This is a genomic window from Arthrobacter sp. (assembly GCF_031179385.1).
GTDB lineage: Bacteria > Actinomycetota > Actinomycetes > Actinomycetales > Micrococcaceae > Arthrobacter_D.
Window position 1 is genome coordinate 1 of the sequence record NZ_JAPSHV010000040.1, and the last position, 12,707, is coordinate 12,707.

The 12,707-nt window shown below is 64.1% G+C and carries 10 protein-coding genes; 7 read left to right on the forward strand and 3 right to left on the reverse strand.

The features are described from left to right. Positions 1–154: 154 nt before the first annotated feature. From RIF85_RS07790 to RIF85_RS07800, 3 genes are all read left to right on the forward strand, one after another. Positions 155–1,474, forward strand: a complete 1,320-nt coding sequence (locus RIF85_RS07790; RefSeq protein ID WP_309071341.1) for an MFS transporter — start codon at positions 155–157, stop codon at positions 1,472–1,474. A gap of 95 nt (positions 1,475–1,569) precedes the next feature. Beyond that, a complete protein-coding gene (locus RIF85_RS07795; protein ID WP_309071342.1) occupies positions 1,570–2,811 on the forward strand; it encodes a DUF4192 domain-containing protein in 1,242 nt (413 codons plus the stop codon). A 277-nt stretch (positions 2,812–3,088) separates the two neighbouring features. Further along, a complete protein-coding gene (locus RIF85_RS07800; RefSeq protein ID WP_309071343.1) occupies positions 3,089–4,333 on the forward strand; it encodes an RNA polymerase sigma factor in 1,245 nt (414 codons plus the stop codon). A 133-nt stretch (positions 4,334–4,466) separates the two neighbouring features. On the opposite strand, the gene RIF85_RS07805 is transcribed toward RIF85_RS07800, so the two are convergent. Further along, positions 4,467–4,691, reverse strand: coding sequence for a hypothetical protein (locus RIF85_RS07805; protein WP_309071344.1), 225 nt, complete (start codon positions 4,689–4,691; stop codon positions 4,467–4,469). Positions 4,692–4,929: 238 nt separating this feature from the next. Between RIF85_RS07805 and RIF85_RS07810 the strand changes: the two genes are divergently transcribed. Beyond that, on the forward strand, positions 4,930–7,026 hold the full coding sequence (locus RIF85_RS07810) for a DNA topoisomerase IV subunit B (RefSeq protein WP_309071345.1): 2,097 nt from the start codon (positions 4,930–4,932) through the stop codon (positions 7,024–7,026). Between the two features lie 84 nt (positions 7,027–7,110). On the opposite strand, the gene RIF85_RS07815 is transcribed toward RIF85_RS07810, so the two are convergent. Further along, positions 7,111–8,088 carry a M56 family metallopeptidase gene (locus RIF85_RS07815; RefSeq protein WP_309071346.1) on the reverse strand — a complete coding sequence of 326 codons (978 nt, stop codon included), beginning with the start codon at positions 8,086–8,088 and terminating at the stop codon, positions 7,111–7,113. Between the two features lie 3 nt (positions 8,089–8,091). After that, on the reverse strand, positions 8,092–8,463 hold the full coding sequence (locus tag RIF85_RS07820; RefSeq protein WP_309071347.1) for a BlaI/MecI/CopY family transcriptional regulator: 372 nt from the start codon (positions 8,461–8,463) through the stop codon (positions 8,092–8,094). A gap of 210 nt (positions 8,464–8,673) precedes the next feature. Here RIF85_RS07820 and RIF85_RS07825 point away from each other — a divergent pair, with 210 nt between their 5' ends. The 3 genes from RIF85_RS07825 to RIF85_RS07835 all read left to right on the forward strand — a co-directional run. Further along, positions 8,674–10,248: a cytochrome ubiquinol oxidase subunit I gene (locus RIF85_RS07825; protein ID WP_309071348.1), complete on the forward strand. Its 1,575-nt coding sequence runs from the start codon at positions 8,674–8,676 to the stop codon at positions 10,246–10,248. Between the two features lie 42 nt (positions 10,249–10,290). Beyond that, positions 10,291–11,313 (forward strand): cytochrome d ubiquinol oxidase subunit II, encoded by a 1,023-nt coding sequence (cydB, locus tag RIF85_RS07830; protein ID WP_309071349.1) that lies wholly within the window; start codon positions 10,291–10,293, stop codon positions 11,311–11,313. Next, positions 11,310–12,707, forward strand: a 1,398-nt coding sequence (locus RIF85_RS07835) for an ABC transporter transmembrane domain-containing protein (protein WP_309071350.1), incomplete at its 3' end; no start/stop codon positions are given. The genes cydB and RIF85_RS07835, both read left to right, overlap by 4 nt.

Consider the following 12,707-nt stretch of genomic DNA (forward strand, 5'->3'; position numbering starts at 1 on the left):
CGGGCAGCGGATGAGCTGGCTGAAACGTTGGATGCCGCCAGGGAGAATGCAAATGCCGGATCAGGGGAGCAGGCTGCCGACCCGGATGCCGAAGCCGACGGTGTCCCCGTCGACCGCGAAGGCGGTCCTTCTGGGGACTGATCCGGGACATGGGATGAACCGGCGGGCCTGGCTGGTTTGGTGCGCCGGTGTCCTGGCGTACCTGATAGCAGTCACCCAGCGCACGTCTTTCGGCGTGGCAGGGATTGCGGCCACCGAGCGTTTCGACGCAACGGCCTCCGCACTGGCTGTCTTCACGGTGGCCCAGCTTGTGGTTTACGCCGGATTGCAGATTCCGGTCGGGGTTCTGGTGGACCGTTTCGGTCCGCGCATCCTGATCTTCTCCGGTGCCCTCCTGATGGCGCTCGGCCAGAGCCAACTGGCATTTGCTGAGTCCGTCTCCGCCGGCATCTTCGGGCGTCTTTTGGTGGGTGGGGGTGACGCCATGACCTTCATCGCTGTCCTGAGACTGCTGCCTGCCTGGTTCGAGACGAAGCGCATCCCGCTGCTGACGCAACTCACCGGGATTCTGGGCCAGCTGGGGCAGGTCCTGAGTGTGGTGCCCTTTCTCGCCGTCCTGCAGTTCGCTGGGTGGAGTGCGGCTTTCCTCTCGGCGGCAGGATTGGGGATTTTGGCAGCAGTACTTGCGCTGGCGGTGATCCGCGACCACCCGGATGGAAGTCAGAAACGCTCCTCTGTAACGCTGCGTCAGACGGGTGTGTCCCTCGCCGAGGCTTGGAAGCAGCCGGGAACCAGGCTCGGCCTCTGGTGCCACTTCACGACGCAGTTCTCGGGTACCGTTTTCGTGCTCACCTGGGGTTACCCCTATCTGGTGAGTGCACAGGAGCTTGCTGCCCCGACCGCCTCGGTGCTGATGACGCTATTCGTGGTGGTGGGCATGATCTGTGGCCCTCTTCTGGGCGTGTATGTCGCACGGCATCCGCTGCGCCGGTCGACCATGGTTCTTGCAATCACCGCTGCCACCGCCCTGGCATGGCTGGTGGTCCTGACCTATCCGGGCCGCGCACCGGTTTGGTTGCTGGTGTTCCTTGTCGTGACACTGGCGGTGGGCGGTCCCGGGTCCATGATCGGCTTCGACTTTGCGCGGACCTTCAACCCGGCGTCCCGGCTTGGGACAGCGACCGGGATTGTCAATATCGGAGGCTTCACCGCTGCCCTCCTCACCATGTTCGCTGTGGGGATCATTCTCGATCTGCTGCTGGCCAGCGGCTTTTCGAATGGCGATCTCTATGCCCTGGACTCGTTCAGGATCGCTTTCGCCGTGCAGTTCGTAATGCTCGCAGTCGGGACCACCGCGATCCTGATTGTCCGCCGACGCGTGCGGGCGCAGCTTGCCCGCCAGTCGATCGTTGTACCGCCGCTCAGGCAGGCAATTGCGAGGGAGATTCGACGACGGCGCGACGCCCGCAGCTGACGACTGTTCCTCCACACCGACGGAGTTTGGGCAACTTGCCCACATAGAGATCGAAGAGCGGACCTGCTCCTCCAGCCGGGATCAAAGTCGTAACTATGACATCAAGCGCATCCCACTCCGAGGCACCGATCAAAGTCAGCACTCCTGCGGACATCCTCAGTTACGTCCCGCACATCTTGGGCTTCCAGCCCCGCGAGAGCCTGGTGTTCCTCACCATGACAGGCAAGCGCGTCGGCGCCACGCTGCGGCTGGATCTTCCCTGCGAGGAGACAGATCCGCTCGATTACGCCGATTCCGTCTGCGAGTATCTGCAGTCCGATTCAGCCGCCGACGGTGTGCTGATGGTCATCTACACGGATAGGGCGTGGATGGAGCCCGCTGAGCCGCCTTTCGCCCCGCTGGTCCACTGCCTGGATCTTGTCCTTGACGCTGCCGGGCTCAGCCTGCTGGACGGATGGCTGGTCAGTTCCAGTCACTGGCGGGATTACTTCTGCGAGGAGCAGTCGTGCTGTCCCTGGCCCGGGCATCGCCTGACCGCAATCACCGAAAGCGTGCTGAACGCCGAGCTCGTGTTTCAGGGAAGCACGTACGCCGAGTCGCTGGAGTCGGCGGTGCGCACCGTCGATGCTGTGGACAATGAGGAAGTGCATCGGCTGACCTTCTCCTACATCGAGAAGTGGGCAGGCAAATGGGATAGCTCAAGCCTGGCCCGTGATTGCCTGACCCTCTGGGATGGGTTGATCAGGGGCACTGCCGGCAGCGCCGGCGACGAACCTGAGGTGAGGGCCTTCCTCCTTGCCGGTCTTACGAGCGCCGCAGTGCGGGACAGCCTCATCGTGCTGGCAGCGACGGATGCAACGGCTGCCTATGCCGCCGCTGTCGATGGCTCTGTTCTTCCGGCATATCCGGAAGAGGTGCAACTTCCCCAGGAATGCGATGATCTGAAGAGCGCCATTGCGGCAGAGGAAGCAGCAGGCGGAGCAAGCGCGCAAAGCCACAGTGACGAAAGACCAAGCGCGCTCTTCCGGGACGTTTTCCTGGCCACGATGAGCACCCCCGACTGGAATCGTCTGGATGCCGCCCACCGGGTGTTCGTTCGGCTCACAGCGGTGGCACAGGGGAAGCCGAGATCGGCGCTGCTCAGCATTCTCGGCTGGTTGGAGTGGACTCGCGGGAGGGGATCCCGAGCCCATCACTACCTGCAGGCGGCGCTCGACGAGACACCGGGATACACGTTGGCTGAACTGCTTCTGGCCCTGGTCGGGACCGGATCCCTGGCTCCCTGGGCGCGGCGACGGGAAACCGCCTGGACTTCCGATTCTTGGAGGGCCGCCTGAATAGGCTCGTTGCGCAGAGGAATTACGTGGCGTCCGCAAAGCGTGCGACAATGGAACCTAGACCCGGTTGGGTTCGTGTTTCAGATTTAAGCGCTGCAGTCCCGGGACGTAGGTGTTCGCACCACTGATCATCCCCACGGAATAGTGCTACCGGCGGAGCTGTTGTATTCACCGACAGATTCCGCTGACAGGTCTGAAATCAAACACGGACTTGACAGGGTCATAGTGGTGTTGCCCCCTTTGGCGGCGCCGCAAACCGCCGTATGAAAGGTTCTCTGTGTCGGCCAAGAAGACAACAGCACCGGTGTTATCAGAACCCGGTACAACTGCGACCAAGCGCAAAGCTTCCGCTGCTAAACCAGCGTCGAAGGCAGGTGCCGCGCGCGGTGCCAAGCGCGCGGCCAACGAGGGCAGTGTGAACACGAAGGCTGCTGACGCCACGCCCGAAGAGGATTTGCCGGAGCAGGACATCGAGCCCAGCGCCGCGGATGTGAGCACCGCTGATACTGAAACCGCCGAACCCGAGGTTGCTGAAGCACCTACCGGCAGCGGTTTCGTCTACTCGGACGCTGACGACGACGACGCGCCGGCCCAGCAGGTGGTCTCCGCTGGAGCCACTGCCGACCCGGTCAAGGACTACCTGAAGCAGATCGGCAAGGTCGCTCTGCTCAACGCAGAACAGGAAGTTGATCTTGCACTGCGAATTGAGGCCGGGCTCTTCGCTGAAGAAAAGTTGGCGGCCAACGAGAACATCGATCCGAAGCTGCGCCGCGAACTCGAGTGGGTCATCCACGACGGAAAGCGCGCGAAGAACCACCTGCTGGAAGCAAACCTCCGGCTTGTCGTCTCGCTTGCCAAGCGCTACACCGGTCGCGGCATGCTCTTCCTGGACCTGATCCAGGAAGGCAACCTCGGCCTCATTCGCGCCGTTGAGAAGTTCGACTACACCAAGGGCTTCAAGTTCTCCACCTACGCGACTTGGTGGATCCGCCAGGCGATCACCCGTGCCATGGCAGACCAGGCCCGCACCATCCGCATTCCGGTGCACATGGTGGAGGTCATCAACAAGCTTGCTCGCGTGCAGCGCCAGATGCTTCAGGACCTTGGGCGGGAACCGACTCCGGAGGAACTGGCCCTGGAGTTGGACATGACCCCTGAGAAGGTCGTGGAGGTCCAAAAGTACGGTCGAGAGCCCATCTCACTGCACACCCCGCTGGGCGAAGACGGCGACTCCGAGTTCGGTGACCTGATCGAGGATTCCGAAGCTGTTGTTCCTGCGGACGCCGTAAGCTTCACCCTGCTGCAGGAACAGCTCCACTCCGTTCTGGACACTCTCTCGGAGCGTGAGGCCGGTGTTGTAGCCATGCGCTTCGGGCTCACGGACGGCCAGCCCAAGACCCTCGACGAGATCGGCAAGGTTTACGGGGTCACCCGTGAGCGGATCCGCCAGATCGAATCGAAGACCATGTCGAAGCTCCGCCACCCCTCGCGGTCCCAGGTTCTCCGGGACTACCTGGACTAGGACTGCTCGCTGGGCGACACCAGCAATCGTTACAGACACGAAGAACCCCCTCCGAGGAGGGGGTTCTTCGTGTCTGTAATGCTTTCCAGTCAGGCGTCCTTCGGGATGCCCATCGGCCGATAGCCGAAGCGCTTTACGCCTCTACCGTGCTCGGGGCCTTTTCGGTCAACCGGGCAGTCTCATCCTGCCATTCGGATGTCTGCGGCCGGAGGGTGCTCTCAACAGCACGCGCGTGGTGCCCGCAGAAAAGAAGCTCACCACCGGAGGACTGAAGGACTGCGCGCACGTAGGCCTGGGCTCCGCACCGGTCACAACGATGCAGTGCGGTCAGCTCGCGGGTTGCTGTAGCTGTTGTCATGGATGCCTCCTTAGTGGTTCCTGTAGTTCATATAACCACTATTCGGAGCCGTTTCTTCGCAAGCTGGGTCCGCTTTCGCTCAGCGCGTACGCTCGCGCGAGCGGTTGGAGAGCTTCCGTTGGGCCCGGCACGCCTGCGGTCCTCACCGCGCACAAGCGAATATGCTAGGGAAGGCGCGCCGCCCCCGGCCGCAGAAACACCCCGAGATTGACCGCAATGCCAAGGAGTTTCCCAGGAAGTGGCCCCCAGCTCTGAATACACAGCCCGCCATCTTTCCGTACTTGAGGGACTCGAGGCGGTCCGCAAACGCCCGGGCATGTACATCGGTTCCACAGACTCGCGTGGGCTCATGCATTGCCTGTGGGAAATCATCGACAACTCTGTCGACGAGGCACTGGCTGGTCACGGGCAGAGCATCACGGTCATCCTTCACGCTGACGGTTCGGTGGAAGTGCACGACGACGGTCGCGGCATTCCCGTCGACGCTGAACCGAAGACGGGACTCAGCGGTGTTGAGGTGGTCTTCACGAAACTCCACGCCGGCGGCAAGTTCGGCGGCGGGTCCTACACCGCGTCAGGCGGCCTGCATGGCGTCGGCGCCAGCGTGGTCAATGCACTCTCCGCGCGTCTGGACGTACAGGTCGATCGCGGTGGGAAGACCTACCAGATGTCCTTCCGCAGGGGAGAGCCGGGGCGCTTCGCCGACGAGCGCAAGCCCTTGCCGACGTCCAAGTTCGCCCCCTTCGTGGACAGTTCCCGGCTTGAGGTGGTCGGAACCGCGAAGCGCGGAGTTACCGGAACCAGGATCCGTTACTGGGCGGATCGTCAGATCTTCACGCCTGATGCAAAGTTCTCCTACGAGGAACTGCAGGCACGGGCACGGCAGACTTCGTTCCTCGTCCCGGGTCTGCGGATCACGCTGCGGGACGAACGGAGCCTGCCGGGCACCGACGGCGTGGTCGAAGAAGTCTTTCACCACGACGGCGGTATCTCCGAGTTCGTTGAGTTCCTCGCCATCGATCACGCGGTGACCGATGTGTGGCGGCTTCACGGATCGGGCCGCTTCAAGGAATCGGTGCCGGTTCTCGATGATCAGGGACACAGCCGCATCGCCGAAGTGGAGCGTGACTGCGAGGTGGATATCGCACTGCGCTGGGGGATCGGATACGACACGACGGTCAAGAGTTACGTCAACATCATCGCCACCCCGAAGGGTGGAACGCATCAGGCGGGCTTCGAGCAGGCCCTCCTGAAGACCTTCCGGAAGGTCGTCGAGACCAACGCGCGCAAGCTCAAGGCGGGCAACGACAAGCTGGAGAAGGACGACGTCTTCGCCGGACTTACCGCCGTCCTGACGGTACGGCTGGCCGAGCCCCAGTTCGAAGGCCAGACGAAGGAGATCCTCGGAACGTCCGCCGTCCGTGCCATCGTCGCGAAGGTCGTCGAAACCCAGATCCTCGCCAAGCTCACGTCGTCGGCCCGTGCCGACAAGGCGCAGTCCGCGTTGCTGCTGGAGAAGGTCGTCGCCGAGATGAAGTCACGCGTCTCCGCGCGCGTGCACAAGGAAACACAGCGCCGCAAGAACGCGCTGGAGACCTCCTCCATGCCTACGAAGCTCGCTGACTGCCGCATCGACGACGCCGAGCGTTCCGAGCTTTTCATCGTTGAGGGCGACAGCGCGCTGGGCACTGCCAAGCTCGCGCGTTCCTCCGACTATCAGGCACTCCTGCCTATCCGCGGGAAAATCCTGAACGTTCAGAAGGCATCGGTCGGCGACATGCTCTCGAACGCCGAATGTGCCGCGCTCATCCAGGTGGTCGGAGCGGGCTCCGGCCGTAGCTTCCAGCTGGAGGCGGCACGCTACGGCAAAGTCATTCTGATGACGGACGCCGACGTCGACGGTGCGCATATCCGCACCCTTCTACTGACGCTGTTCTTCCGCTATATGCGGCCGCTGGTGGACGCCGGGCGTGTTTTCGCGGCCGTTCCGCCCCTGCATCGGGTTGAGATTCTCAATCCCGGCAGCAAGGCGAACGAGACCGTCTACACCTACTCCGACCAGGAACTGCACCGGCTGCTGGCCGCCCTTGAGCGTGAGGGCAAGCGCTACAAGGAACCGATCCAGCGCTACAAGGGGCTGGGGGAGATGGATGCCGGGCAGCTCGCCGAGACCACCATGGATCCGCGTCATCGTACTTTGCGGCGGGTCCGGATTCAGGAAGCTGAGGCAGCAGAGCGTGTGTTCGATCTGCTGATGGGCAGCGACGTTGCGCCGCGCAAGGACTTCATCGTCGCAGGTGCTGCCTCCCTGGACCGCGAGCGTATCGACGCCTGAACTTCGACGCCTAAACTTCGACGCTGAACGTCGAGGCTGGTCCAGGCTGCACGATCCGCTCCGGCAGAAGCCTGCAGCGGTAGCTCAGACGAAGAGTCCCGGCGCGACCAGCAGCACCGTCGGCACCATGAGGAGGAGCGCCGACGTCGCCAGCGCAGAGAAGGACTGGAGCGGGGAGAGCGGCCGCTTGGGTTCCAGCAGGCGGCGCAGCCGGTGAACCGTGGACAGCGACGCCTCATCATCCTGCTCCGGATCCGGCTCGAGTGCGCCCTGAGGCAGCGTCTGCTTCGACCCTCCGATCGTGGGCCCGTGCGAGCCGGTGGCGACGACGGCGATGGCACCCACCAGCGTTTCCTGGTCCACCTGCTTGACTGCTTCGTCATCGGCGAGCATCTCGATGAGTTCGTTGACGGCCCGTTGGGCAAGGCGCGAGGTAGGGAGCCAGGGGAGCGCTGAACGCCACGCCGCGAACGCCCACAGCAGCAGGTGGTGGCGCTGGCTCAGATGCGCGCGCTCATGCACCAGTACGGCTTGCAGCTCGTCCTCGGAGAGCAGTCCCATCAGGCCGTCCGAGAGAACCGTTACGGAACGCGCACCGCCCGGCAGGCAGTAGGCAACAGGGGTCGGGTGCTTGATGACGACCGTTGACGGGTTCGTGTGCGAGGGGGAGCTGAGCAGGTTCAACAGGTTGCGGTGCCGGCGTCGTTGGCGTGTGATCCGCGCGTACGTGATGAGGAGTGTAAAGACCAGATGGGCGGTCAGCAGACTTGCTGCGCTGAGCGCGAACACGTGCATCAGTCCGAGAGTGTCAGCAGGCCGGTTGTTCACGAGCACGTCCCAAAGCCCGCGAAGCGCTTCAAGCAGGTTATCGCCGAGGGGTTCAAGCCCCCACACCAGCATCGCCCCGATCATGGAGAGTCCGCCTGCGAGCGCTATTGCCTGCCACAGGATCATCGCCGTGAAGGGAGAGCGCGAGGGCCACTGTGCCCGGGACAGGGCGATGGGAGCAGGCCACGCCAAAACCACGGCAAGCGTGGCCAGGAAGTGCGAGGCCCAGAACATGGGCTAGTTGCTGCCCAGGAGCCGCCTCAGGGTGCGGGCCTCGCTCTCGGAAACGCTGCCGATGAAGCGTGCGAGCACAGCCTCCCGGTCGGGAGCAGTCACCAGAACCTCATGCATGAGTTCGGCGGTGTGGTCTTCCCGGCTGGTGACGGCACGGTAGCGGTGCGGGCGGGTATCCCGCTCCCGCTCCACCAGGCCCTTCTTCTCCAGGCGGGACAGTACGGTCAGCACAGTGGTTACTGCGAGGTCCTTGCCCTCTGCGGTGCCTTCCGGGGCAAGCGCCAATGCGTCACGAAGTGTATTCGCGGTCATGGCCTCCTGGGTGCCCCACAGCAGGTCCATCACTGTGCGTTCGAGTTCACCGAGCGTGGCCATTCGTGTTTCCTTTGTCGATCCGGTTCGGTTGCGGACGGATGCTCGCGACTGCGATGCCAGTTCCAACTCCTCTTAATCTACAACTTTTTTCGCCAAGGTTCTACGCAATGTAGAAGTGATGCCGAAAGTTGTTCTACGATACGTAGAAGAAGCTTTTCTACGTTGTGTAGAACTTGCTCGCATCGCCTGTGCTTGAGGAATTGAGGACCTGTGGAAGCACTTGAAATCGCCCGGTGGCAATTCGGAATCACCACCGTCTACCACTTCCTGATGGTGCCGCTGACGATCGGCCTCGGCCTGGTCGTCGCCGTCATGCAGACGCTCTGGTACCGCACGGGCAAGGAGCACTACCTGCGGATGACGAAGTTCTGGGGGAAGCTTTTTCTCATCAACTTCATCATGGGCGTGGCGACAGGCCTGGTGCAGGAGTTCCAGTTCGGCCTCGCGTGGAGCGAGTACAGCCGCTTCGTCGGTGACGTGTTCGGTGCCCCTTTGGCTATGGAGGCGCTGCTGGCGTTCTTCGTCGAGTCCACCTTCCTCGGCCTCTGGATCTTCGGCTGGCAGCGTCTTCCGAAGATCCTTCACCTGGGTTCCCTCTGGGCCGCTGTGCTGGCTTCCGTCCTGTCCGCCTACTTCATCATCGTTGCCAACTCCTGGATGCAGCACCCCGTCGGCGTGGAGCTCGTCGACGGTCGCGCACGCATGGTGGACGCCTGGGCCGTCTTCACCAACAACACCGCGGTGGTCGCCTTCACCCACACTGTCTTCGGCGCACTTGCCGTGGCCGGCGGGTTCCTTCTCGGCATCGCCTGGTACCACCTCTGGAAGCGGCGCCACGATGGGCTGGACACGGTCGACGACGCCGGTTCAGTCATCGTCGGCTCGGACCCGTCCGGCTCACGCGGCTCGATCGACCACAGCGTGTGGCTGCGCTCTGCGCGGATCGGCGCCGTCGTTGCACTTATTTCCTTCGCCGGCACTGCCGCCTCAGGCGACCTGCAGGCGAAGCTGATGTTCGAGCAGCAGCCCATGAAGATGGCGGCGGCCGAGGCTGCGTGCCACGACGGGACAGGCTTCTCCGTTCTCTCGGTCGGAAACCTGGGCTCGCAGAACTGTGACGATATCGTGGCGGTCTTCGAAGTGCCGGGCCTGCTGTCCTTCCTTGCCAACGGTGACTTCACCACGGAGGTCAAGGGCGTCAATACGCTCCTGCCCGAATACGAGGAGCAGTACGGAAAGACCCTGCCGAACGACCCCATGTACGGCGAGCGCGCCGGAATGGACATTGACTACCTTCCCGTCATGGAGGTCACCTACTGGGGCTTCCGCATCATGATCGGCTTCGGCGTGATGGCGGCTTTCGCAGCCCTGGTTGCGCTGTGGATTCTGCGGAAGGGGACCGTCCCTGAATCCCGTTGGCTCATGCGCCTTGCGGTGTTCGGGATCCTCGCCCCGTTCGGTGCAAACTCCGCGGGATGGATCTTCACCGAAATGGGCCGCCAGCCGTTCGTGGTGGCACCCAACCCGGATCCGAGCGGAATTGACGGCGTCTTCATGTTCACGGCCGCCGCCGTCTCGCCCGGCGTCTCACTGGCAGAACTCGTGTTCTCCCTGGTCGCGCTCACTCTGGTGTACGCCGTCCTGCTGGTTGTCGAGGTCAGGCTGCTCTTCACCTACGTGCGCGGCGGCGTCGCTTCGGCCATGCCGGAACTGGCCCACAAGCACGACGACGCGAACTCTCCGGGCGGGAAGGACAACGACGATGTACTCGCCTTTGCCTACTGACCTGCCGAACCCCACGCTGTCCAGCGGAAAGGACCTTCAAGCATGAGCGAGCTGCTCCCCACCATCTGGTTCACCCTGGTCGCCGTGCTGTGGACCGGCTACCTCTTCCTCGAGGGGTTCGACCTCGGCGTCGGCATGCTGATGAAGCTTTTCGCGCGGACGGACAGGGAACGCAGGCTTCTCCTCAACACCGTCGGTCCCGTCTGGGACGGCAACGAGGTCTGGTTGGTCACCGCGATCGGCGCCACCCTTGCCGCCTTCCCGCTCTGGTACGCCTCGCTGCTCTCCACCCTCTACGTCCCCTTCGTCCTTGTGCTGCTCGGCCTTATCTTCCGGGCGGTGGCATTTGAGTACCGGGGCAAGATGAACAACGACCAGTGGCGGCAGCGCTGGGACCTCGCAATCTTCCTCGGCTCCTTCACGTCGGCGGCCGGGATCGGGGCGGCCCTCGCCCTGACCACCACCGGTCTACCCCTGAACGAGAACGGTGACCGGGTGGGCGGGCCGTTCGTGTGGCTGACGTTCGACGCGCTCCTCGGCGCGGCCGCCGTCGTGCTGTTCTGTCTCGTGCACGCGCTGGCGTTTCTCGTGCTGAAAACCGACGGGCCGATCCGTGAGCGGGCACGCGGGCTGCTGCTGCGGACGCTGCCGGTCGCCGTCGTACCGTTGCTGGTGTGGGCCGCCCGGGTGTACATCGCCGACGGAACGGCCTGGACAGGTCTCCTCCTTCTTGCCGCCGTGGGCGCCGCGGCCGCATCATGGTTCGCCCAGCGGGCCGGGCGCGACGGCTGGGGCTTCAGCTGGCTGGGTGCAGCACTGGCCGCGTCGCTTGCGTGCATCTTCGGCTCTGTCTACCCCGTGGTGCTGCCGTCAACGCTCGATGATGCGTTCAACCTCACGGTCGAGAATGCGTCCAGTTCGCCGTACACGCTCGGTTTGATGAGCATCGTCGCTGCCTTCGGCGTTCCGCTCGTCCTCGCCTACCAGGGATGGACCTACTGGGTCTTCCGGAAGCGTGTCACCGAGCAGAGCATTCCAGACGCACACTCCGTGGTTCCGCTGTGATTGAGCGGCTGCTGGCCCGGGGGCCTGCGGGCACCTCTGTTCCGGTCCGGCCCGTCTACCTGCTGGGTGTCATCGCAGCGGTCCGGGCGGCGGGCCTCATCCTGGTGGCAGAGGCTGTTGCCCGGGGTATCGCGGCTCTCGCGGGTGGGACCGTGCCTCCTGAGGACCTGCTGTGGCTCGGTCTTGCCGGTGCAGTGCTCCGCGCCGCGGCAGCGTGGGCGCAACAAGGGATCGCGCAACGCCTGGCCCATGGCGTCAAGGAGCAGTTGCGCCACGAAGCGTTGAAGCGCGTGCTCGCCGACGGCGGTTCCCCGGACGGTAAGCAGGGCACCGGAGCTCTCAGCGTGCTCCTCACACGCGGCCTCGACGGCCTCGACAAGTACCACACCCAGTACCTGCCGGCTCTGATGACCTGCGCCGTCGTGCCCCTACTGGTGGGTGCGCGCATCCTGTTCGCTGACTGGGTGAGCGCCGTCATCATCGTGGTGACCATTCCGCTGGTTCCGGTGTTCATGGTGCTCATCGGCTGGCACACACAGGACCGGACCGCCGAGGCAAGAGCGTCCCTGGACAGGCTCTCGGACCACCTGCTCGAGTTGGCCCGTGGCCTCCCCGCACTCGTCGGGCTCGGCCGTGCCAGCGCCCAGACGCGGGCACTGCAGGACATCGGGGCCGGCTACTCGAAACGCACCATGGAAACCCTTCGTGTGGCTTTCCTGTCCTCGCTTGCCCTTGAGCTGATCAGCACCATCTCGGTGGCGGTGGTTGCCGTCTTCGTCGGAGTGCGCCTCATCCACGGCGATGTGGGACTCGAGGTAGGGCTGTTGGCCCTCATCCTTGCGCCGGAGTGTTACCTGCCTCTGCGGGACGTGGGCGCCGCGCACCACGCCAGTGACGACGGGCTGGAAGCAGGGCGCGCCGTGCGGGGCATCATCGACGCTCCACGGAGGTCACACCGGGAAAGCCCCAGGCACGACGGCGCCCCCGCCGGAACCGAAAACCTCACGCTGCGCTTCGAGGGCGCCGAGGCGCCCATCATGCGCAACCTCACCGTCACCCTCGAGCCCGGAAGCATCACCGCCCTGCGGGGCCCGAGCGGTTCGGGCAAATCGACCCTGATGGGCCTGCTCGCCGGCATGCCCCAACCCGGACTCCAGCCCGACGGCGTCGTCCGGTCAATCCAGGGCCCGCTGGCCTGGGTGCCGCAGCATCCGGAACCGTTGATGGACACCGTTCGCGGTGAACTCGCTTTCTACGCGCATTCCGAGGCCGACGACGATGTACTCCGGGAGGCCCTCGCGGCCGTCGGCGCTCTGCACTTGCTGGACAAGTCCACCGGTGAACTGAGCCCGGGCGAGCTTCGGCGCCTGGCCCTGGCCCGCGCACTGCTGCGG

Excerpts from the sequence above, each read along its gene's own strand:
- RIF85_RS07820 (WP_309071347.1), bottom strand. The coding sequence starts at position 8,463 with ATGGCCACGCTCGGTGAACTCGAACGCACAGTGATGGACCTGCTGTGG.
- cydB (WP_309071349.1), top strand. The coding sequence starts at position 10,291 with ATGAGCGAGCTGCTCCCCACCATCTGGTTCACCCTGGTCGCCGTGCTG.
- RIF85_RS07805 (WP_309071344.1), bottom strand. The coding sequence starts at position 4,691 with ATGACAACAGCTACAGCAACCCGCGAGCTGACCGCACTGCATCGTTGT.
- RIF85_RS07795 (WP_309071342.1), top strand. The coding sequence starts at position 1,570 with ATGACATCAAGCGCATCCCACTCCGAGGCACCGATCAAAGTCAGCACT.
- RIF85_RS07790 (WP_309071341.1), top strand. The coding sequence starts at position 155 with ATGAACCGGCGGGCCTGGCTGGTTTGGTGCGCCGGTGTCCTGGCGTAC.
- RIF85_RS07815 (WP_309071346.1), bottom strand. The coding sequence starts at position 8,088 with ATGTTCTGGGCCTCGCACTTCCTGGCCACGCTTGCCGTGGTTTTGGCG.